Annotated in this window: 12 protein-coding genes, 2 tRNA genes and 3 rRNA genes; 4 read left to right on the top strand and 13 right to left on the bottom strand. The window is 62.3% G+C overall.

Annotated elements, in window-relative coordinates; translation table 11 throughout:
- Positions 1 to 208: 208 nt before the first annotated feature.
- Positions 209 to 1474, top strand: coding sequence for a 4-aminobutyrate--2-oxoglutarate transaminase (gabT, locus tag AB1Z25_RS02285; protein ID WP_486636495.1), 1266 nt, complete (start codon positions 209 to 211; stop codon positions 1472 to 1474).
- 74 nt (positions 1475 to 1548) lie between these two features.
- Positions 1549 to 3009: an NADP-dependent succinate-semialdehyde dehydrogenase gene (gabD, locus tag AB1Z25_RS02280; protein WP_253315084.1), complete on the top strand. Its 1461-nt coding sequence runs from the start codon at positions 1549 to 1551 to the stop codon at positions 3007 to 3009.
- Positions 3010 to 3220: 211 nt separating this feature from the next.
- Here gabD and AB1Z25_RS02275 read toward each other — a convergent pair whose 3' ends face one another.
- From AB1Z25_RS02275 to AB1Z25_RS02265, 3 genes are all read right to left on the bottom strand, one after another.
- Entirely contained in the window at positions 3221 to 4669 is a 1449-nt protein-coding gene (locus AB1Z25_RS02275; RefSeq protein ID WP_107798043.1) for a hypothetical protein, read from the bottom strand.
- 78 nt (positions 4670 to 4747) lie between these two features.
- Positions 4748 to 5479 carry a GNAT family N-acetyltransferase gene (locus tag AB1Z25_RS02270; RefSeq protein ID WP_486636494.1) on the bottom strand — a complete coding sequence of 244 codons (732 nt, stop codon included), beginning with the start codon at positions 5477 to 5479 and terminating at the stop codon, positions 4748 to 4750.
- Positions 5480 to 5490: 11 nt separating this feature from the next.
- Positions 5491 to 5874 (bottom strand): rhodanese-like domain-containing protein, encoded by a 384-nt coding sequence (locus AB1Z25_RS02265; protein ID WP_253315086.1) that lies wholly within the window; start codon positions 5872 to 5874, stop codon positions 5491 to 5493.
- A gap of 91 nt (positions 5875 to 5965) precedes the next feature.
- On the opposite strand from AB1Z25_RS02265, the gene pdxR reads away from it, so the two are divergent.
- A complete protein-coding gene (gene pdxR, locus AB1Z25_RS02260) occupies positions 5966 to 7423 on the top strand; it encodes a MocR-like pyridoxine biosynthesis transcription factor PdxR (protein WP_486636493.1) in 1458 nt (485 codons plus the stop codon).
- Positions 7420 to 7902, top strand: coding sequence for a 2-thiouracil desulfurase family protein (locus AB1Z25_RS02255; RefSeq protein ID WP_486636492.1), 483 nt, complete (start codon positions 7420 to 7422; stop codon positions 7900 to 7902). Before pdxR ends, AB1Z25_RS02255 begins: the two co-directional genes overlap by 4 nt.
- 27 nt (positions 7903 to 7929) lie before the next feature.
- On the opposite strand, the gene AB1Z25_RS02250 is transcribed toward AB1Z25_RS02255, so the two are convergent.
- The 10 genes from AB1Z25_RS02250 to tssH all read right to left on the bottom strand — a co-directional run bounded on the left by AB1Z25_RS02250 (position 7930) and on the right by tssH (position 20102).
- The gene (locus AB1Z25_RS02250) at positions 7930 to 8679 is read right to left on the bottom strand and encodes a carbonic anhydrase family protein (protein WP_486636491.1); all 750 of its coding nucleotides are present in this window, start codon (positions 8677 to 8679) and stop codon (positions 7930 to 7932) included.
- A 295-nt stretch (positions 8680 to 8974) separates the two neighbouring features.
- Positions 8975 to 9089, bottom strand: a 5S ribosomal RNA gene (gene rrf, locus AB1Z25_RS02245).
- A gap of 121 nt (positions 9090 to 9210) precedes the next feature.
- A 23S ribosomal RNA gene (locus AB1Z25_RS02240) occupies positions 9211 to 12099 on the bottom strand.
- A 258-nt stretch (positions 12100 to 12357) separates the two neighbouring features.
- Positions 12358 to 12433: transfer RNA gene (locus AB1Z25_RS02235), tRNA-Ala, on the bottom strand.
- A 117-nt stretch (positions 12434 to 12550) separates the two neighbouring features.
- Positions 12551 to 12627, bottom strand: a tRNA-Ile gene (locus tag AB1Z25_RS02230).
- Positions 12628 to 12712: 85 nt separating this feature from the next.
- Positions 12713 to 14248: ribosomal RNA gene (locus AB1Z25_RS02225) — 16S ribosomal RNA — on the bottom strand.
- The 16S, 23S and 5S rRNA genes sit together here with 2 tRNA genes alongside, the layout of an rRNA operon.
- A gap of 380 nt (positions 14249 to 14628) precedes the next feature.
- Complete coding sequence (tssA, locus tag AB1Z25_RS02220) at positions 14629 to 15720, bottom strand: type VI secretion system protein TssA (protein ID WP_107798038.1); 1092 nt, start codon at positions 15718 to 15720, stop codon at positions 14629 to 14631.
- Between the two features lie 33 nt (positions 15721 to 15753).
- Complete coding sequence (locus AB1Z25_RS02215; protein ID WP_043641377.1) at positions 15754 to 16017, bottom strand: PAAR domain-containing protein; 264 nt, start codon at positions 16015 to 16017, stop codon at positions 15754 to 15756.
- Positions 16014 to 17456 (bottom strand): hypothetical protein, encoded by a 1443-nt coding sequence (locus tag AB1Z25_RS02210; RefSeq protein WP_486636490.1) that lies wholly within the window; start codon positions 17454 to 17456, stop codon positions 16014 to 16016. The genes AB1Z25_RS02215 and AB1Z25_RS02210 overlap by 4 nt, the downstream gene beginning before the upstream one ends.
- Positions 17457 to 17468: 12 nt before the next feature.
- Entirely contained in the window at positions 17469 to 20102 is a 2634-nt protein-coding gene (gene tssH / locus AB1Z25_RS02205) for a type VI secretion system ATPase TssH (protein ID WP_486636489.1), read from the bottom strand.
- Positions 20103 to 20147: the final 45 nt, after the last annotated feature.

Raw genomic sequence — 20147 nt, 5'->3', positions numbered from 1 at the left:
CCACGCAACAGGTGTTTAATTTTTTAGTGCGCGTGTAGCTTTTTGCTAAACACGAACATAGAATGCCTGAGATGGTCAGACAGCAATAATGAAAGCAAAAAACCACGGAGCGGCAACCGGCGCCATGACAGACCGGCCCCGTTCCGACACCGATTCGCGGCGGCCCGTCCGATGCGGCGCCGACCGCACAACGTCGAGGAGAGAGCAGATGAGCAATAAGGATTTGATGCAACGCAAGGCCGACGCCACCCCGCGCGGCGTGGGCGTCATGTGCGGCTTCTTTGCCGAGCGCGCCAAGAATGCCGAAGTCTGGGATACCGACGGCAAACGCTACATCGACTTCGCCGGCGGCATCGGCGTCTTGAACACCGGCCATCTGCACGACAAGGTGCAGGCCGCGGTGGCGGAACAACTGTCCCGCTTCAGCCACACCTGCTATCAAGTCGTCCCCTACGAATCCTATATCCGCCTGACCGAACGGCTGAACCAGCTGACCCCGGGCCAGCACGCCAAGAAAACCGCGCTGTTCACCACCGGCGCCGAAGCGGTGGAAAACGCGGTGAAAGTGGCGCGCGCCGCCACCGGCCGCGCCGGCGTCATCGCCTTCGGCGGCGCCTTCCACGGCCGCACCCTGCTGGGCATGGCGCTGACCGGCAAGGTGGCGCCGTATAAAGTGGGCTTCGGCCCCTTCCCCAGCGACGTCTATCACGCTCCCTATCCCAACGCGCTGCACGGCGTGTCCGTGGAAGACTCCCTGCACGGTCTGGAAAAACTGTTCAAATACGATGTCGATCCCAAGCGCGTCGCCGCCATCATCTTCGAACCGGTGCAGGGCGAAGGCGGTTTCTACGCCGCGCCCAGCGAATGGGTGGTGCAGCTGCGCAAGATCTGCGACGAACACGGCATCCTGCTGATCGCCGACGAGGTGCAATCCGGCTTCGCCCGCACCGGCAAGCTGTTCGCGATGGAACACTACCCGGTGCAGGCCGACCTGATCACCATGGCCAAATCGCTGGCCGGCGGCTTCCCGCTGTCCGCGCTGACCGGCCGCGCCGAGCTGATGGACGCTCCGGCGCCCGGCGGCCTGGGCGGCACCTATGCCGGCAACCCGCTGGCGGTGGCAGCGGCGCTGGCGGTGATCGACGTCATCGCGGAAGAAAAGCTGCTGGAGCGCGCCAACCGTCTGGGCGAGCTGCTGAAGGAAAAACTGCACGGCCTGAAAAACGCAGTGCCGCAGATCGCCGAAGTCCGCGGACTGGGCGCGATGCTGGCGGTGGAGTTCAATCAGCCCGGCAACCCGCAGCCTGATCCGGACTTCGCCAAGAAAGTGCAGACCAAGGCGCTGGAATCCGGCCTGATCCTGCTGACCTGCGGCGTCTACGCCAACGTGGTCCGTTTCCTGTTCCCGCTGACCATAGAAGACGCGGTGTTCGAAGAAGCCCTGGCCAAGCTGGAAGCCGCGCTCAAAGCTTAAGCGCCTGTTCAAAGTCCAAGGCCCGCGCCGCCCGGCGCGGGCCTTATCCGACATCTTCCGCGTTGGAGAGCCGCATGTTGAACCTGAAAGACCCCTCGCTGCTGAAACAGCAGTGCTATGTGAACGGCGCCTGGCTTGACGCCGACAACGGCGAAACCATCCCGGTGAGCAACCCGGCCACCGGCGAAATCATCGCCAGCGTGCCCAAGATGGGCAAGGCCGAAGCCGAGCGCGCCGTGGCCGGCGCGGCCGAGGCCTTCCTCGTCTGGAAGCGCAAGCCGGCGAAAGAACGCGCCGCCCTGCTGCGCCGCTGGTTCGATCTGGTGATGGCGAACCAGGACGATCTGGCCGTCATCCTCACCTGCGAACAGGGCAAGCCGCTCTCGGAAGCCAAGGGCGAAATCGCCTACGGCGCGTCCTATATCGAGTGGTATGCCGAAGAAGCCAAGCGCCTGTACGGCGACACCATCCCCTCTCCCGGCGCCGACAAACGCATCCTGGTCAACAAGGAGCCGATAGGCGTGACCGCCGCGATCACGCCGTGGAACTTCCCCAATGCGATGATCACACGCAAAGCGGCGCCGGCGCTGGCCGCCGGCTGCCCGATGGTGGTGCGTCCGGCCAGCCAGACCCCGCTGTCCGCCTTGGCCCTGGCGGCGCTGGCCGAGCGCGCCGGCATTCCCGCCGGCGTGTTCTCGGTGCTGACCGGCGGCTCCAGCGAAATCGGCGCGGTGCTGACCGGCAGCGACACCGTGAAGAAATTCTCCTTCACCGGCTCCACCGAAGTGGGCCGCAAGCTGATCGCCCAATGCGCGGACACCGTCAAGAAAGTGTCGATGGAACTGGGCGGCAACGCGCCCTTCATCGTCTTCGACGACGCCGACCTCGACGCCGCGGTGGAAGGCGCCATCATCTCCAAATACCGCAACGCCGGCCAGACCTGCGTCTGCGCCAACCGGCTGCTGGTGCAGGACGGCGTCTACGACGCCTTCGCCGAGAAGTTCGCCGCCGCGGTAGCCAAGCTCAAGGTGGGCAACGGCCTGGAGGCCGGCGTCACCCAGGGCCCGATGATAGACATGAACGCGGTGAGCAAAGTGGAAGAGCACATCGCCGACGCGCTGGCCAAGGGCGGCAAGCTGGTGGCCGGCGGCAAGCGCCACGCGCTGGGCCACAGCTTCTTCGAACCGACGGTGATCACCGACGTCACGCCGCGGATGAAGGTGGCCAAGGAGGAAACCTTCGGCCCGCTGGCGCCGCTGTTCCGCTTCCACAGCGAGACGGAAGCGATCCAGATGGCCAACGACACCGAGTTCGGCCTGGCCAGCTACTTCTACGCCCGCGACATCGGCCGCATCTTCCGCGTGTCCGAGGGCCTGGAATACGGCATGGTGGCGGTCAACACCGGCATCCTGTCCAACGAGGCCGCGCCCTTCGGCGGCGTCAAGCAATCCGGTCTGGGCCGCGAAGGCTCCAAGTACGGCATCGAGGACTATCTGGAAATCAAATACGTGCTGCTGGGCGGCATCGACCAGTAAAGCGCCGCGCCAATGCGAAACGGGCTGGAAATCCAGCCCGTTTTTTAGAACCTATTTACGATCTGCTGCGCGTCGTGGACGCGTTACACGGTGAGTACACCTTCGAAATGCTCATGTACCGTGTGTACATTCCGCTTTCTCAGCCGTTTTCGCCTTGTCTCGCCTTAGCTCGCGAGACCGTAAACAGATTCTTATGGCGAAGACAATGGCCTCAGTGGAACTTGGCCAAGGTCTCCGACAAGGGGATGCCGGCCTCTTTCAGGCATTCAGCCAGATCGCGCCAGGCCTCGTCGCGCTCAGGCGCCACGTCCGGCGTCACCAGCCACGGCGCGTGCGCGGCGGATTCCTCGCGACCGCGCAGGCGGAAGCCCACCTCATAGCCCTGCAATTCCGGCTGGTATTCCGCCACCGCCTCCAGTTCCTGCACTCCGCCGGCGCTCGCGGCCAGCAGCGCCGCGGTCACGCCCAGGCGTTTGCGGTTCCAGGCTCGCACGCCGGTCTGCACCGCCTCCCACCAAGGCAGCGGCGCGAACAGCTCGGCCTCGCCGTATTCCATCTCGGCCCCCACCGCCTGCTGCACCAGCGGCATCGCCGCGTCCAGCGCCTTGCGCGCCAGACGGCGCGCCTGCTCCGGCGGCAAAGCGCCGCGCTCCACCAGGAAGGGAATCCAGGCCAGCACCAATTGCGGCTCGTTGGTCTTGCGCGCCGCCTCGTAAGTGGCGCGCGAGGAGTCCGGGTCCAGCGGCGCGAAATCGCAGCCGGCGTCCATCACCGGCGCCAATTGCACCAAGTCCTGGCAGGCGCGCTCGTTCAGCATCTCCAGCGTGAACAAGGTGGGAGAAATCCACAATATCGACTGCTCCGGCACCTCCAGCGCGTCCGCCAGCGCCACCTCCAGCCGCTCCAGCTGCGGGAAATGCCACCACACCCCGCCCTGGGCGCGTGAAAACGCGAACGGCAAAGCCCACAGCTCGAACGACACCACGGCGCCGTCCTTGCGCATCACCTCGGGGAAGGCGATCGCGTCGCGCGCGCAATTCACCAGCAACTGCCTCGCGGCCGGCTGGGACAACAGCGCCAATTGCGATTCGGTGAACACCGCCTGATCGCCGGCCGCCAGCGCCATCTGCACCTCGCCCGCCAGCTGCGCCCGGTCCATAGGCTGATCCACCGCGCGCCGTGCCAGTTCCACCAATTGGTTCACCGCGCGGCCGCGCTCCGCCGGCGGCAGCGGCTCGGTGGGGCCGGCGCGCATCTCGCGCGGCACCGGGCCGGCGGCCTCGCGGTCAGCGTAGGCCTTGTGCAGGCGCTGATAAGCCTGCATCGCCTCGTCGCAGATCGCCTGCAACTGGCCCACGGTCGGCATCTCGTCTTCATTGCTGAAGTTGAAATCGAACAAGCGCAGGCGCAGATTGCAGACATAGACCGTCACATTGTCCGCCTCGTCGAACAGCATGGCACTGACCAGGCCTTCCCGCTCGCGGCCGGGAAAGTCGGTGTCGTCGTCGCCAAGCAGGCGGCAGACAAAAGCCGGCGTTTCCGTGTGAATCAGGTACTCGGAACCTTCCAGGCCCTGATCGTCGACGGCATCACCAAAAATGAAGCGGTTGGGCAAGAACGGCTCGCCCTTGATGCGGGCATTACGCGGCAGGGATTTCATCTGGCAAGCAAATCTATTCAATAAATCAAACACTCATTGTACCTGCCTAGCGGGGCGGCTTGAAGTCCGCCGGCAAAATCAATCCCCGTCCCGCCATTGCGCCAGCGTCCGGCGCTGCCCGCCCGCCGCGTCGAAGTTGTCCGCGGACAGCCAGGCTTCGAAGCCTTGCCGCAAGGCCGGCCACTCCTGATCCAGGATGGAAAACCAGGCGGTGTCGCGATTGCGCCCCTTGTAGACCATGGCCTGCCGGAACACGCCTTCGAAGCGGAAGCCCAGCCGCTGCGCCGCCCGCTGCGAAGGCAGGTTCAGCGCGTCGCACTTCCACTCATAACGGCGATAGCCCAGCTCAAAGGCCTGGCGCATCAACAGATACATCGCTTCCGTCGCCGCCGGCCGACGCTGCAGCAAGGGCGAGAAATTCAGATGCCCGACTTCGATGCAGCCCATGGCCGGATCGATGCGCAGATAGGCGGCCACGCCCAGCGCCTCCCCGCTGACCGCGTCCACGATCGCGTAAAAATGCGGATCGCGCCGCCATTGCTGCTCGACCAGCCAGCCGTAGTAGTCAGCGTAATCGGCAAACGGCCCGTAACTCAGATAAGTCCAGTTGCGCGCTTCCGCGTCCGCGCCCATCGCCGCGAACAAAGCGGGACCGTGCCGCTCCGCCTGCAACGGCTCCAGCCGGCAGAAGCGTCCCTGCAGATCCGTCTTAGGCGGCCAAGCCGCCTCGCGCCAGTCGGCCACCGGCCATCCCACCGCCTGCCCCAGAGCGTTGGCCTCGCCCGCCTGCGCCATGCCCGTTTCCAACATCGCAGCCCCTTTCAGCATGCGCAGGACACGGCGACGCCGGCGCGCGCCGTGGTCGCGTAGCCATCGCGCACCCACCAATCCAGGCCGCCTTGCAGTTCGCGCACATTGAAACCGAGACGCGCCAGCTTCAAAGCGCCCTTGGTCGACGCGTTGCAGCCTATGCCGTCGCAGAACGACACCAGGACCGCATCCTTGGGCAAATGCGCGGTGCTCCCCTCATCCATGGTCCGGTGCGGCACGGACACGGCGCCGGGCAGGGTTTCCTTGCGGAAGGCCTCTTCCGCGCGGGCGTCGATCAGAACCAGTTTCTCCCCGGCTTGCAAGGCGCTCCAGACATCGGCCGCGTCCATCTCGTACGCCAGCTTGGCGGCGTAAAAATCCTGCTGACTCAACATTTTTTTCTCCTGCGGCTCTGGGAATGCTGTTAGCCTAAGCGACAAGTCATACCCCAAACAGTGCCACCATGCAAAATCCGAAGGAACCACTTTGTCCGCCGAGTGGTTGATCGATTTCCTGCGTCAGCGCTTGCAACGCCAGGGCGCGGAAAGTTTGGCGCGCCAGCTCTACCGTTTATTGCGCGAACTGATCCGCGCCGGTCAGCTGGCCGGCGGCGCGCCCTTGCCCGCCAGCCGCGCGCTGGCGGCGGAGCTGGCGCTGGGCCGCAACACCATTCTCAACGCCTACGAGCAACTGGCCGCCGAAGGCTATCTGGAAAGCCGCCACGGCTCCGGCACTTATGTCGCCGCCCTGTTCAGCCCCAGCGCCTCGCCGCCTCTGCGCGCTCCGCAACACCCGGGGCTGTCTCAGCGCGGCCAACGCGTCTCCGGGCAGTGCTCGCTGCCCACCGGGCTGGCCGGCGCCTTCGCCCCCGGCACGCCGGAACTGAAGCAATTCCCCCACGCCCAGTGGCAGCGTTGCCTACAGCACCATATCCAGCGTCCGCAACTGGATCATCTTCATTATCGCCACGACGGCGGCCTGCCCGAGCTCAAGCGTTCCCTCAGCCAATACCTGTATCTATCGCGCTCGGTGCGCTGCCAGCCGGAGCAAATCGTCATCATCCAGGGCGCGCAACAAGGGCTGGAATTACTCGCACGGCTATTGGCCGACCCCGGCGACGCCGCCTGGGTGGAAGACCCCGGCTACAGCGGCGCGCAAGCCGCGCTGCGCGCGTCGGAATTGGACATCGTCCCGATCCCGGTCGACGCTCAGGGCATGGCCCCGACGCCCGCGCATCAGGCCGCGCCGCCGCGCCTGATTTACATCACGCCGTCCCACCAATACCCGACCGGCGTCGTCATGTCGCTGGCGCGGCGGCTCGCGCTGCTGCAATTAGCCAAACAGCACGACAGCTGGATCATCGAGGACGACTACGACAGCGAATTCCGCTACGCCACCCACCCCATCGCCTCCCTGCAAGGCCTGGCCGACAGCGAACACGTCATTTATCTCGGCACCTTCAGCAAAGTGATGTTTCCGGCGCTGGGCCTGGGCTATCTGATCCTGCCGGAAGAATTGGTGGAACCGTTCCGCCGCGTGCAGGCGCGCTTGTACCGGGAAGGCAATTATCAGGTGCAGGCGGCCTTGGCCGATTTCATCGAACAAGGCCATTTCGCCCGCCACATCAAACATATGCGTGAACTCTACCAACTGCGGCAACAACTGCTGCGCGGCACCCTGCAGCGCGCCTTGGGAGACGCGCTGCCGCTGTCCGCAGGCGAGGCCGGCCTGCACTTGGTCGCGCAACTGCCCGCCGGCTTCGACGAAGAGGAACTCAGCCAGGCCGCCGCCCGGCAGCAACTGTGGCTGCGCCCGCTGGCCAAGCACTTCATCGGACGGCCGGACCGCAGCGGGCTGGTGCTGGGCTACGCAGGCGTGGAGGAACAGGAACTTCACGCCGCCGCGCTCAAGCTGGCGGCGCTATTGGAAACGCGATGGAAATGAAACCGACTTTGCTGGTCAGCGCCTGCCTGCTGGGACAGCCCGTGCGCTACGACGGCCAGGCCAAACCGCTGGCCGAACGGGACTGGGCGCGATTACGCCGGGATTTCACCCTGATCTCCACCTGTCCCGAATGCATGGGCGGGCTGCCCACGCCTAGGCCGGCGGCGGAACTGCGCGGCGGCGACGGCGCGGCCGCCTTGCGCTGCCAGGCCACCGTGGAAACCGCCGCAGGCGAAGACGTCAGCGCCGCCTTTCTGCGCGGCGCCCAGGCATGCCTGCGTCTGGCGCAAGCCCATGGCTGCCGACAAGCGCTGTTGAAAGCCAACAGCCCCTCCTGCGGCACGCGCCGCATCTACGACGGCGAGTTTTCCGGCACGCTCAAGGACGGGGAAGGCGTGGCCGCCAGCCTATTGCGGCAGGCCGGCATCGAGGTCTGTTCGGAGGAAGACATGGCGGGGCTGAGAGCGCCGGCGAGCTGAACGCCGCCGGCCCCCTATCGACGGCGCTTACAGAAACTCGAGGCGGCCGCCGCTCAAATGGTACATGGCGCCGGCGATCTTGATCCGGCCCTCCTTCTCCAGCTTGGCCAGCACATCGCTGCGCTTGCGGATCTGATCAATGGTATGCAGCACATTGCTGCGCGCCACCGCGTCGACAAACTCCGCGTTCTTGCTGCTGCGCTCACCCTCGTAGAGGGTCTGCGCAATCGCCGGGCGGATGCGCGCCAGCAAGCCGGTCAGATTGCCCAGCTCCACGTGGTCGATAGCCCCCTTGATCGCCCCACAGGCGGTATGCCCCATCACCAGCACCACCTTGGCGCCGGCAACCGCGCAGGCGAACTCCATGCTGCCCAGCAAGTCGTCATTCACCACATTGCCGGCCACCCGCGAATTGAAGGTGTCGCCTATGCCGGCGTCCATCACGATTTCCGCCGGCGCGCGCGAGTCTATGCAACTGAGCACCACCGCGGCGGGGTATTGCCCCTCGGCGCTGGAACGCTTTTGCGCCAGGTAATCGTGCTGCATCGGCTTGCCGGTGCGGAAACGTTCATTGCCCTTGGCCATCTCCGCCAGCACCTGCTCCGGCGTCATCGCGTCCCGCTGCGTCTTGCTCAAAGACGCCGCGTAAGCCACGCCGTTCACGCCCCCGTTGGCGCCGATGGCAAATAGCGCCGCCGCGCCCAGCGCGGTTTTCATCACCGTCCGCCGGCCGATGGTTTCGCCGCAATGGCCTTCCCGACACAGATGCTCGCTCATTCGCGTCCTTTCCTAGTGCAGTGGTATAAAGTTTTTTAATTTTATTCAGTAACTATTTATTTAGATGATCACCGGCGACTTAGTTCATCAAACCCGCAATTAAGACATGGGTATGGCGTTTGCCGCATCGGCACCCAACAACAAGCCAGGAAAAGAGAAGGAAAACGGAAGATAAGGAGAAGCGGCGGCTCCGTCCGGACGCAACAAAGCCTCCCTTTGGGGAGGCTTCTGTGTCGCCGTTCAACAGCACAATGCATAAAGCCCAGCTCGTGTGAGCTGGGCTTTGCAATGGGGCGTCTGGCGGTGTCCTACTTTCACATGGCGAATGCCACACTATCATCGGCGCTAAGGCGTTTCACGGTCCTGTTCGGGATGGGAAGGCGTGGGACCACCTCGCTATGGCCACCAGACATAAACTGGTACAAACTTGAAGAAGCCTGGGATGGTCTACACCACCCCACATATATTCGGTATTCAATTGTGCCGCACAACACTATCTCGTCGCTCAGTTTCCCAAGCCACTCAAATGATAGGATCAAGCCTCACGAGCAATTAGTATCGGTTAGCTTAACGCCTCACAGCGCTTCCACACCCGACCTATCAACGTCCTGGTCTCGAACGACTCTTCAGGAGGGTCAAGCCCTCAGGGAAGTCTCATCTTCAGGCGAGTTTCCCGCTTAGATGCTTTCAGCGGTTATCTCTTCCGCACTTAGCTACCCGGCAATGCGACTGGCGTCACAACCGGTACACCAGAGGTGCGTCCACTCCGGTCCTCTCGTACTAGGAGCAGCCCCCGTCAAACTTCCAACGCCCACTGCAGATAGGGACCAAACTGTCTCACGACGTTTTGAACCCAGCTCACGTACCACTTTAAATGGCGAACAGCCATACCCTTGGGACCGGCTACAGCCCCAGGATGTGATGAGCCGACATCGAGGTGCCAAACACCGCCGTCGATGTGAACTCTTGGGCGGTATCAGCCTGTTATCCCCGGAGTACCTTTTATCCGTTGAGCGATGGCCCTTCCATTCAGAACCACCGGATCACTATGTCCTGCTTTCGCACCTGCTCGACTTGTCGGTCTCGCAGTTAAGCTACCTTTTGCCATTGCACTATCAGCACGATTTCCGACCGTACCTAGGTAACCTTCGAACTCCTCCGTTACACTTTGGGAGGAGACCGCCCCAGTCAAACTGCCTACCATGCACTGTCCCCAATCCGGATCACGGACCAAGGTTAGAACCTCAAACACACCAGGGTGGTATTTCAAGGACGGCTCCATGAGAACTAGCGTTCCCACTTCATAGCCTCCCACCTATCCTACACAAGTCTGTTCAAAGTCCAATGCAAAGCTACAGTAAAGGTTCACGGGGTCTTTCCGTCTAGCAGCGGGGAGATTGCATCTTCACAAACACTTCAACTTCGCTGAGTCTCAGGAGGAGACAGTGTGGCCATCGTTACGCCATTCGTGCGGGTCGGAACTTACCCGACAAGGAATTTCGCTACCTTAGGACCGTTATAGTTACGGCCGCCGTTTACTGGGGCTTCGATCAAGAGCTTGCACCCCATCACTTAACCTTCCAGCACCGGGCAGGCGTCACACCGTATACGTCCACTTTCGTGTTGGCACAGTGCTGTGTTTTTGTTAAACAGTCGCAGCCACCGATTCTCTGCGACCTCTCAAAGCTCCTCCCGCAGGGGATTCACTCTAAGAGGCATACCTTCTCCCGAAGTTACGGTATCAATTTGCCGAGTTCCTTCTCCTGAGTTCTCTCAAGCGCCTTAGAATTCTCATCCTGCCCACCTGTGTCGGTTTGCGGTACGGTTCTTATGCAGCTGAAGCTTAGTGGCTTTTCCTGGAAGCGTGGTATCAGTCACTTCAGGTCCGTAGACCCTCGTCATCACGTCTCGGCCTTAAGGGGCGGCGGATTTGCCTACCACCCCAGCCTACCGGCTTAAACAGACTATTCCAACAGTCTGATGACCTAACCTTCTCCGTCCCCACATCGCACTGCATAAAAGTACGGGAATTTTAACCCGTTTCCCATCGACTACGCTTTTCAGCCTCGCCTTAGGGGCCGACTCACCCTACGCCGATGAACGTTGCGTAGGAAACCTTGGGCTTTCGGCGAGCGGGCTTTTCACCCGCTTTATCGCTACTCATGTCAGCATTCGCACTTCTGATATCTCCAGCATCCCTTACGAGACACCTTCACAGACCTACAGAACGCTCCCCTACCATCTGCACTTACGTGCAAATCCGCAGCTTCGGTTATCAGTTTGAGCCCCGTTACATCTTCCGCGCAGGACGACTCGACCAGTGAGCTATTACGCTTTCTTTAAATGATGGCTGCTTCTAAGCCAACATCCTGGCTGTCTATGCCTTCCCACCTCGTTTACCACTTAACTGATCATTTGGGACCTTAGCTGGCGGTCTGGGTTGTTTCCCTCTTGACGATGGACGTTAGCACCCACCGTCTGTCTCCCATGCTCGCACTTTCCGGTATTCAGAGTTTGCCATGGTTTGGTAAATCGCAATGACCCCCTAGCCATAACAGTGCTTTACCCCCGGAAGTGATACATGAGGCACTACCTAAATAGTTTTCGGGGAGAACCAGCTATCTCCGAGTTTGTTTAGCCTTTCACCCCTATCCACAGCTCATCCCCTAGTTTTGCAACACTAGTGGGTTCGGACCTCCAGTGCGTGTTACCGCACCTTCATCCTGGCCATGGATAGATCACTCGGTTTCGGGTCTACGCCCAGCAACTAAATCGCCCTATTCGGACTCGGTTTCCCTACGCCTCCCCTATTCGGTTAAGCTCGCTACTGAACGTAAGTCGCTGACCCATTATACAAAAGGTACGCAGTCACGGAACAAGTCCGCTCCCACTGTTTGTATGCATCCGGTTTCAGGTTCTATTTCACTCCCCTCCCGGGGTTCTTTTCGCCTTTCCCTCACGGTACTGGTTCACTATCGGTCGATCATGAGTATTTAGCCTTGGAGGATGGTCCCCCCATCTTCAGACAGGATTTCTCGTGTCCCGCCCTACTTATCGTACGCCTAGTCCTTGGAATGCGTTTTCGTGTACGGGGCTATCACCCACTATGGCGGTCCTTTCCATGAACCTTCCACTAACACAATCCATAACACGTACAGGCTCTTCCGCGTTCGCTCGCCACTACTAACGGAATCTCGGTTGATTTCTTTTCCTGCAGCTACTTAGATGTTTCAGTTCGCTGCGTTCGCCTCCTCAGACCTATGGATTCAGTCTGGGATCTCCTTGCGGAGGGGTTTCCCCATTCGGACATCGCGGGATCAAAGCTCTATTGCCAGCTCCCCCGCGCTTTTCGCAGGCTTACACGTCCTTCTTCGCCTATGATCGCCAAGGCATCCACCAGATGCACTTAGTCGCTTGACCCTATCATTTCAGTAACCTAGATCACCAAAACAACAAGTGTGTTTGTGCGACGACTACACCGCCCCTTTTGATATGGCGACGTAGCCTAGATACAATCAAATACCCAAGATGACGATCCGTCCGCGTAAAGAGTTAACTCTACGCTTCCTTCTCGCCGTCTTTATATATTCGGCTTCTTCAGTTTGTTAAAGATCGGGCGTTAAAAATACAACGCAAACACAATCAAGCTATCTTGCAAACTCGCTTGTGTTTGAGTTGTGGTGGAGGATGACGGGATCGAACCGACGACCCCCTGCTTGCAAAGCAGGTGCTCTCCCAACTGAGCTAATCCCCCTCTAAACCTGAAATGCCGCATTGAAACGCGCCTCGTGTGCATCAGCACACTTCGCCGCCTTTCGCCTTGCCTTTCAGCTTTATTTGTGCGGCCGGATTACTCCGACAACAGAAATTCTGGTGGGTCTGGTTGGACTCGAACCAACGACCCCCGCCTTATCAAGACGGTGCTCTAACCAGCTGAGCTACAAACCCATTTCTTGTTCAGCCATCGCTGGCTGACGCCCTTAACTACAAATAACCGATAGGCTGTAAGTACTCGATCAACAACCTTCTCTAGAAAGGAGGTGATCCAGCCGCAGGTTCCCCTACGGCTACCTTGTTACGACTTCACCCCAGTCATGAATCCCACCGTGGTAAGCGGCCTCCTTACGGTTAGCCTACCCACTTCTGGTGAAACTCACTCCCATGGTGTGACGGGCGGTGTGTACAAGACCCGGGAACGTATTCACCGCAGCATGCTGATCTGCGATTACTAGCGATTCCGACTTCACGCACTCGAGTTGCAGAGTGCGATCCGGACTACGATCGGTTTTATGAGATTGGCTCCACCTCGCGGCTTCGCGACCCTCTGTACCGACCATTGTATGACGTGTGAAGCCCTGGTCATAAGGGCCATGAGGACTTGACGTCATCCCCACCTTCCTCCGGTTTGTCACCGGCAGTCCCATTAGAGTGCCCAACTTAATGATGGCAACTAATGGCAAGGGTTGCGCTCGTTGCGGGACTTAACCCAACATCTCACGACACGAGCTGACGACAGCCATGCAGCACCTGTGTTAACGCTCCCTTTCGGGCACCGCCACATCTCTGCAGCGTTCGTTACATGTCAAGACCAGGTAAGGTTTTTCGCGTTGCATCGAATTAATCCACATCATCCACCGCTTGTGCGGGTCCCCGTCAATTCCTTTGAGTTTTAACCTTGCGGCCGTACTCCCCAGGCGGTCAACTTCTCGCGTTAGCTACGCTACCAAGGATTCAAACCCCCAACAGCTAGTTGACATCGTTTAGGGCGTGGACTACCAGGGTATCTAATCCTGTTTGCTCCCCACGCTTTCGTGCATGAGCGTCAGTGTCATCCCAGGGGGCTGCCTTCGCCATCGGTATTCCTCCGCATCTCTACGCATTTCACTGCTACACGCGGAATTCTACCCCCCTCTGACGCACTCTAGTCGTGCAGTCTCCAATGCCGTTCCCAGGTTAAGCCCGGGGCTTTCACATCAGACTTGCACAACCGCCTGCGCACGCTTTACGCCCAGTAATTCCGATTAACGCTTGCACCCTACGTATTACCGCGGCTGCTGGCACGTAGTTAGCCGGTGCTTATTCTTCCGGTACTCTCAGACCCAGCGGTTATTAACCACTAGGATTTGCTCCCGGACAAAAGTCCTTTACAACCCGAAGGCCTTCTTCAGACACGCGGCATGGCTGGATCAGGCTTGCGCCCATTGTCCAAAATTCCCCACTGCTGCCTCCCGTAGGAGTCTGGGCCGTGTCTCAGTCCCAGTGTGGCGGATCATCCTCTCAGACCCGCTACTGATCGACGCCTTGGTGAGCCTTTACCTCACCAACTAGCTAATCAGACATCGGCTGCTCGTATAACGTGAGGCCTTACGGTCCCCCACTTTCCCCCTCAGGGCGTATGCGGTATTAATCCGGCTTTCGCCGAGCTATCCCCCATTACACGGTACATTCCGATGCATTACTCACCCGTTCGCCACTCGTCAGCGGTGCAAGCACCCTGTTACCGTTCGACTTGCATGTGTAAAGCATGCCGCCAGCGTTCAATCTGAGCCAGGATCAAACTCTTCAGTTCAATTCCAAGCAAATTTTCTGGCACGCAAGATCAAAGAAACATCGAGACATTTCTCGTCTTGCAGTGCAAGTGTTTGGCCATCGACCGAGCACTTACACCTATCGGTTATTCGTTCTGTTAAAGATCGGTGCAGATCGCTGCGTTTCGTTTCCGTCGCTGCGTTGTCTGCTGAGGAGGCGAACTATACGTCAGGCCCCTAAACCCGTCAACACCTTTTGCGAGAAAAACCTTAACAAAAGCGGGCACCGCAGGGCAAGCCCTTGATGTGGCAAGCAATATCCGGAAAGGGTATTTGCCGACACGCCTCAACCGCCCCGCCCAACCATGAAAAACGGGCCGGCGCTTCGCCGGCCCGCACGGTTGCGGAGGCCTGAAACCGCTTAATCCTTTCTCACATCCAGCAGTTCTTGCAGCTGATTCAGCGTGGAATCGTCCTTGACCACGTGCAGCAGCCATTCTTCCAAGCTCATCTCGGCCCAGCGCGCCGCGCGTTCGGCCAATAAGGCCACCGGGCTATGCGGTTCGTTGCTGCGGAAGTAACGGGCGACTTCGCTCAACATCTGCACCGCTTCCTGGCGGCTGCGGATCTGGCCGTTGAAGGCGACGGGCGCCGCCGAAGCGGCGGGGGTGGGCGCGCTATAGCTTTGGGTCACGGCTTTTCTTTCCACGGCGGGTTCCACGGGAGCCGGCGTAACGCCGGCCGGCGCGGTTTGTTGACGGTAGCGCAACACCAGATCCTGGCAGGCGTAGATGCCGTTGCGGATCTCCGCCAGGCTGGGCGCTTCGCCGCCGAAGCGCTGGTCCACTTGCTCGTCCAGCGCTTCATAGCGGCCCAATGCCTGGACCAGCGCCTCAGCCTGGCTCTGGAACCAGGCGTGGCCGGACAGGTTGGCGCTCTTTTCGAACTCGTCGCCGGAGAGCTTGCCCTCGGCGATGGCCGCGGCCTTGGATTCGGCGTCTTTCAAGCCCAGGTTTTCCACGTCGCGCGATTGCTGCCAGTCGTTCCAGCCGTAAGCGCCGAACTCCGGTTTCAGCAGCGGCACGTTGCGGATGGCCAGACCCAGTTGCTGATTCAGCCACTCCAGCTTGCCGACGCGCTCGTCCAGATCGTGCGGGTCCAGTTCAGGATAGCCGCTGTCCCAGTATTGGCGCAGCCAGCCCTCCAGCGCGGCCAGGCCCAGGGTCAGGCCGGGAACGCCGTTGGCCTGGACCTGGGCTTCCGCGTACCAGGCCAGCAATTGCAGGTCTTTGCTGTTCTGACTCAGCGCGTCTTCGCACAGGCGGATGACTTTGGGCCATTCCGCCGTTTTGAGCGTCTGTTCCCAATCGCCTTGGGACAGGCCCGGGTCGTCGCTGCGGCGGGCTTCGCGAATCTGGTCGAAAAGCGTGGAGTAAGCCAGGTCCTCCCCCGCCGGCCAGCCGCCGGGGATGGGGACCAGCAATTGCTGCACTGTTTGTTCGATGTTTTCCATGCTTTGTGGCTTCTATATATAGAGGTGTTGCGATCAGCCCTTGCCGACTTCCGGCATGGTGGAGATCAGCGAGGCGCCGCAGCTGACTTTATGGCCTTCCAGCGCCACCGGCTTGCCGCCGACCACCCAGCTTGGGTCGCCTTCCACGATGGTGCAGTTGACGTGCCCTTGCTGCGGGCAGGTGACGGCGTCGCCCAGGCAGGCGACCTGCTTGCCGAACAAGGTGGTGCTGGATGCGGCGCTGACGACTTTGCCGCCATGGTCGGTGGGGTCGCCCAATCGGATCACGCGTTTCATGCTGTGGCCTCCTCGCGCGGCGGTCTGGCCATGGCCAGCGCCACATGATCGTTGCTGAATTGAGTAATGAGGGCTGGAGCGGCCAGGCGCGCGCTGTGGCTGACGGCGGCGGCGGCCAGCATGGCGTCGGCGGCGACGCCGACGTCGCCCCACTCCCGCGCCAGATTGCTGGCCTCGTCGATGGGGTGCAGCTCCACCGCGTGGCGGTTCAAGGCGCTGGCGATGGCGGCCAGGCGCACGCCGCCGGCGTCTACGTCGCCGCCGTTGTGCACCAACCAGCCCAGGCTGGCCGCCTTATCGTTTTCCGGCTTGGCGTCCTCCGGGCTGAACGGGTAGTCCAGCAGCGCGGCGTTGACCAAGGCGTTGTCCAGCACCGGTTGCAGTTGCCGCGTCAGTTGCAAGGCGCGCTCCTGCGGCGCAGCGGCCGCGCTGGACTGGCCCAATTGGGCCAAGACCGGCAGCTCGGCCAGGCCGGCCTGATGACGGGCCGGCACCACGCCCCAACTGCCGCCCGCGCGGCTGAAGTCTTTTTCCCAATAAGGCTGATAAGGGTCGGCGCCCTCGGCCACGGCGACGGGGCCCAAATCGGGCTCCGGCAATTGCTCTCGCAGGAACAGCATGACGGCGACGGCCAGGCCCGGCTTGCCCAGCCAGCGCAGGCGTTCCGCCGTGGCGGGGTCGCTCTCGTCCCGCTCTTCGCCGCCTCGCGTCAGCAAGGGCGCGTCGGCGCCCAGCATGATCACGCCCGGCAGTTCCGGCTGTTGTTGCAGCAACTGCCGCGCGCGGTCCGCCACCGTGCCGGTGCCGGCGCCCGCCAGGAAACGCGCTTCCGGCGCCGGCCATTCGCCGTCGTCCAGCGTTTCGGCCATGGCGACCGTCTGCCATTCCTTGACCGCGGCGATCTGTTCGATGCCGGACAGGCTGGGCACCACTTCCATCACCAGCGGCAGCCAGGCCGCGCCGGGCGCGACGGCGTAGAGTTCCTGCAAGGCCTCGGTCACATGCGGCCGCAGTCCTTCCAGCGCCTCGTCGGCGTCAAGGTCGGCCGCGTCCAGGCAGGACCACAGACAGCCTTCCGGCGCTTCCGCCAGCCAGTCCGGCTCGCCATGGGCCGGCACGGCGCGCGCCCACAGCCAGCGGCAGTCCACCACGGCCTGGCGTTCGCGCAGCTCGGCCAGATGCCGTTCGCGCGCGGCCTCGCGCGCGGACTGGCGCTCGGCCTCGGCCGCGCTCTCTTGCTCGGTCTCTTCCTGCTTGGCGCGCTTTTCCTTCAGATAGCCCCATAGCTTGACGCCGGCGCTGAGCAACATCGGCGGCCCCAGGTGCAGCAGCAGGATGGCCGACGGGCTGATGCGCTGCCAGCTTTGCGGCAACACCAGCCACAGCAGCCCCCACCAGGCGACGGTGCTGACCCCGAACAGGCCCAACATTTTCCACATGGACGCGTTTCCTCAGCTCAGCCGCACTTTGACCTGCTCGCCCTTGAGCGAGACGGCGATCTTCTTCACCGGGCGGCCGGAAGCCATGCGCGCCAGCAGGTCGCTGGATATCTGCGCCAGCAGGGTGCGGGTCAGGATGGCGTCGGCGTTGCGCGCGCCGCTGTCCACGTCCAGGCAGCGCGCCGCCATCTGTTCCGCCAGTTCTTCCGGGAACTCCACTTGCGCGCCGTGGTTGTCGGCGATGCGCTGGCGGATCTTGTTCAGCTTGAGGCCGACGATGGCGCGCAGCACTTCGTCGCTGATCGGCAGATAGGGCACGATGGTCAGACGGCCGAGGAAGGCCGGCTTGAACACGCTTTGCAAGGTGGGCCGCAAAATCTCCACCAGGTCTTCCGGCGTCGGATCGCGGGTTTCGCCTTCAACGGTGACGCCGTGCTCGCAGGCGCGCATCACCAGATCGGAGCCGGCGTTGGAGGTCAGCAGGATGATGGTGTTCTTGAAATCGACTTCGCGGCCTTCGCTGTCTTCCAGCAGGCCTTTGTCGAAGACCTGGAAGAACAGCTCCATCACGTCCGGATGGGCTTTCTCCACCTCGTCCAGCAGCAGTACCGAGTAGGGCTTGCGCCGCACCGCCTCGGTCAACACCCCGCCCTCGCCGTAACCGACATAGCCCGGCGGCGAGCCCTTGAGGCCGGAGACGCTGTGCGCTTCCTGGTATTCCGACATATTGATGGTGATCAGATTGCGCTCGCCGCCGTACAAGGCCTCGGCCAACGCCAGCGCGGTTTCGGTCTTGCCCACGCCGGACGGCCCCACCAGCAGGAACACGCCCTTGGGCTTGCCCGGGTCTTCCAGATTGGCCTTGGCGATCTGCACCCGCTCGGCGATCTGCTCCAAGGCGTGATCCTGGCCGATGACGCGCGCGCCCAGCAGCGAGGCCAGCTTCTGCACCTGCTCCAGCTCATTGCTGACCATGCGGCCCAGCGGGATGCCGGTCCAGCCGGAAATCACGTCGGCGATCACGCTCTCGTCCACGCACTCGAAGGCCAGCGGCTGGAGCTTCTGCAGTTCGCGCAGCGCCTTGCGCTTGGTCTGCAACGGGCTGAGCTTCTTGCCCTTGGCCGGCTTGGCCTCGGCCTGCCGCTGTTTGAGCTCGTCGATTTCCGCCACCAGCTTTTGCTGTTCGTCCCAGGCGGCGTGCAGTTTCTCCAGGTCCGCCTGCAGTTCGGCGCGCTGGGCTTCCAGCTCCGCGATGCGTTCGGCGTGGCCTTCTTCGCGCTGCAGCGCGGCCACTTCGCGGTCGATATTGTCTATCAGCACCGACACGTCTTCGATCGGCCCCGGCTTGCCGGCGCGCGACAGCGCCACGCGGGCGCAGGCGGTGTCGAGCACGCTGATGGCCTTGTCCGGCAGCTGGCGGCCGGCGATGTAGCGGCTGGACAGATGCACGGCGGCGGCCACCGCCTCGTTGAGGATTTCCACCTTGTGGTGCTCGGCCATCGCCGGGGTCAGGCCGCGCACCATCTGCACGGCGATTTCCGGAGCCGGTTCTTCCACCTTCACCACCTGGAAGCGGCGCGCCAGCGCGGCGTCTTTTTCAAAGTACTTTTTGTACTCGGCCCAGGTGGTGGCGGCGATGGTGCGCAGCTCGCCGCGCGCCAGCGCCGGTTTCAACAGGTTGGCCGCGTCGTTCTGGCCCGCCGCGCCGCCGGCGCCGATCAAGGTGTGGGCTTCGTCGATGAACAGGATGATGGGCACCGGGCTGGCCTTGACCTCGTCTATCACCTGGCGTAGGCGGTTTTCGAACTCGCCCTTGACGCTGGCGCCGGCCTGCAACAGACCCAGGTCCAGGGTGCGCAGGGTGACGCCGGCCAGCACCGGCGGCACTTCGCCGTGCACAATCTTGCGCGCCAGGCCTTCCACCACCGCGGTCTTGCCCACGCCCGGCTCGCCGGTGAGGATGGGGTTGTTCTGCCGGCGACGCATCAGGATGTCTATCATCTGACGGATTTCAACGTCGCGTCCCAGAATGGGGTCGATCTTGCCGGCCTTGGCCTGGGCGGTCAGGTCTATCGTGTATTTATCCAGCGCCGGGCTGCCGCGCTTGCCGGCCGCGGGCGCGGCCATCGTCGGTTCCGCGCCGGCTTCGGCGGCCGGCGCGTTGGCCGAGGCCTCGCCGCCGTGCTGACGCAAGGCGGCGTAAGCGCCCTGCAGGCGGCCGGCGTCCTGGCGCGCCAGCGCGGCGGAGCCGGACTGCAACGCGCCGCGCAGCGCCTCGTCCTGCCACAGCGCCAGCAACAGGTCCAAGGTGGACACATCGTCCTGCCCCTGTTCCGCGCTGGCCAGCAGCCAGGCTTTTTCCAGCCACTTGGGCAGCCAGCCGGACAGCACCGGATTGCGGGTATTGCCGCTGCGGAACGCGTCCAGCGCGGCTTCCAGCTCGCGCTCGATGCGCGGCAGGTCCGCGCCCAGCGCGTGCAGCGCCGCCAGCGCGGCGTTGTTGTCCTGGTCGAACATCGCCAGCAGCGCGTGTTCGATCTCGATTTCGAAATGCGTGCGCGCCAGCGCGCGGCTGGCCGCCTGCTCAATCGCCTGGCGGGCGGTGGGGGTCAGCCTGTCGATCAGGGCTTTCAGGGATACGGACATATCGTTCCAATACGCTCAAAATGAAAAGTCGATTCCGCTCGCGCC

The organism is Chromobacterium sp. HL1, assembly GCF_057418835.1.
The sequence above is the reverse complement of the archived record's forward strand: the minus strand, read 5'-3'. Positions and strand labels throughout refer to the sequence as shown.

Coding starts and splice junctions, on each gene's coding strand:
- gabT (WP_486636495.1), top strand. CDS start 209: ATGAGCAATAAGGATTTGATGCAACGCAAGGCCGACGCCACCCCGCGC.
- gabD (WP_253315084.1), top strand. CDS start 1,549: ATGTTGAACCTGAAAGACCCCTCGCTGCTGAAACAGCAGTGCTATGTG.
- AB1Z25_RS02275 (WP_107798043.1), bottom strand. CDS start 4,669: ATGAAATCCCTGCCGCGTAATGCCCGCATCAAGGGCGAGCCGTTCTTG.
- AB1Z25_RS02270 (WP_486636494.1), bottom strand. CDS start 5,479: ATGTTGGAAACGGGCATGGCGCAGGCGGGCGAGGCCAACGCTCTGGGG.
- AB1Z25_RS02265 (WP_253315086.1), bottom strand. CDS start 5,874: ATGTTGAGTCAGCAGGATTTTTACGCCGCCAAGCTGGCGTACGAGATG.
- AB1Z25_RS02255 (WP_486636492.1), top strand. CDS start 7,420: ATGAAACCGACTTTGCTGGTCAGCGCCTGCCTGCTGGGACAGCCCGTG.
- AB1Z25_RS02250 (WP_486636491.1), bottom strand. CDS start 8,679: ATGAGCGAGCATCTGTGTCGGGAAGGCCATTGCGGCGAAACCATCGGC.
- tssA (WP_107798038.1), bottom strand. CDS start 15,720: ATGGAAAACATCGAACAAACAGTGCAGCAATTGCTGGTCCCCATCCCC.
- AB1Z25_RS02215 (WP_043641377.1), bottom strand. CDS start 16,017: ATGAAACGCGTGATCCGATTGGGCGACCCCACCGACCATGGCGGCAAA.
- AB1Z25_RS02210 (WP_486636490.1), bottom strand. CDS start 17,456: ATGTGGAAAATGTTGGGCCTGTTCGGGGTCAGCACCGTCGCCTGGTGG.
- tssH (WP_486636489.1), bottom strand. CDS start 20,102: ATGTCCGTATCCCTGAAAGCCCTGATCGACAGGCTGACCCCCACCGCC.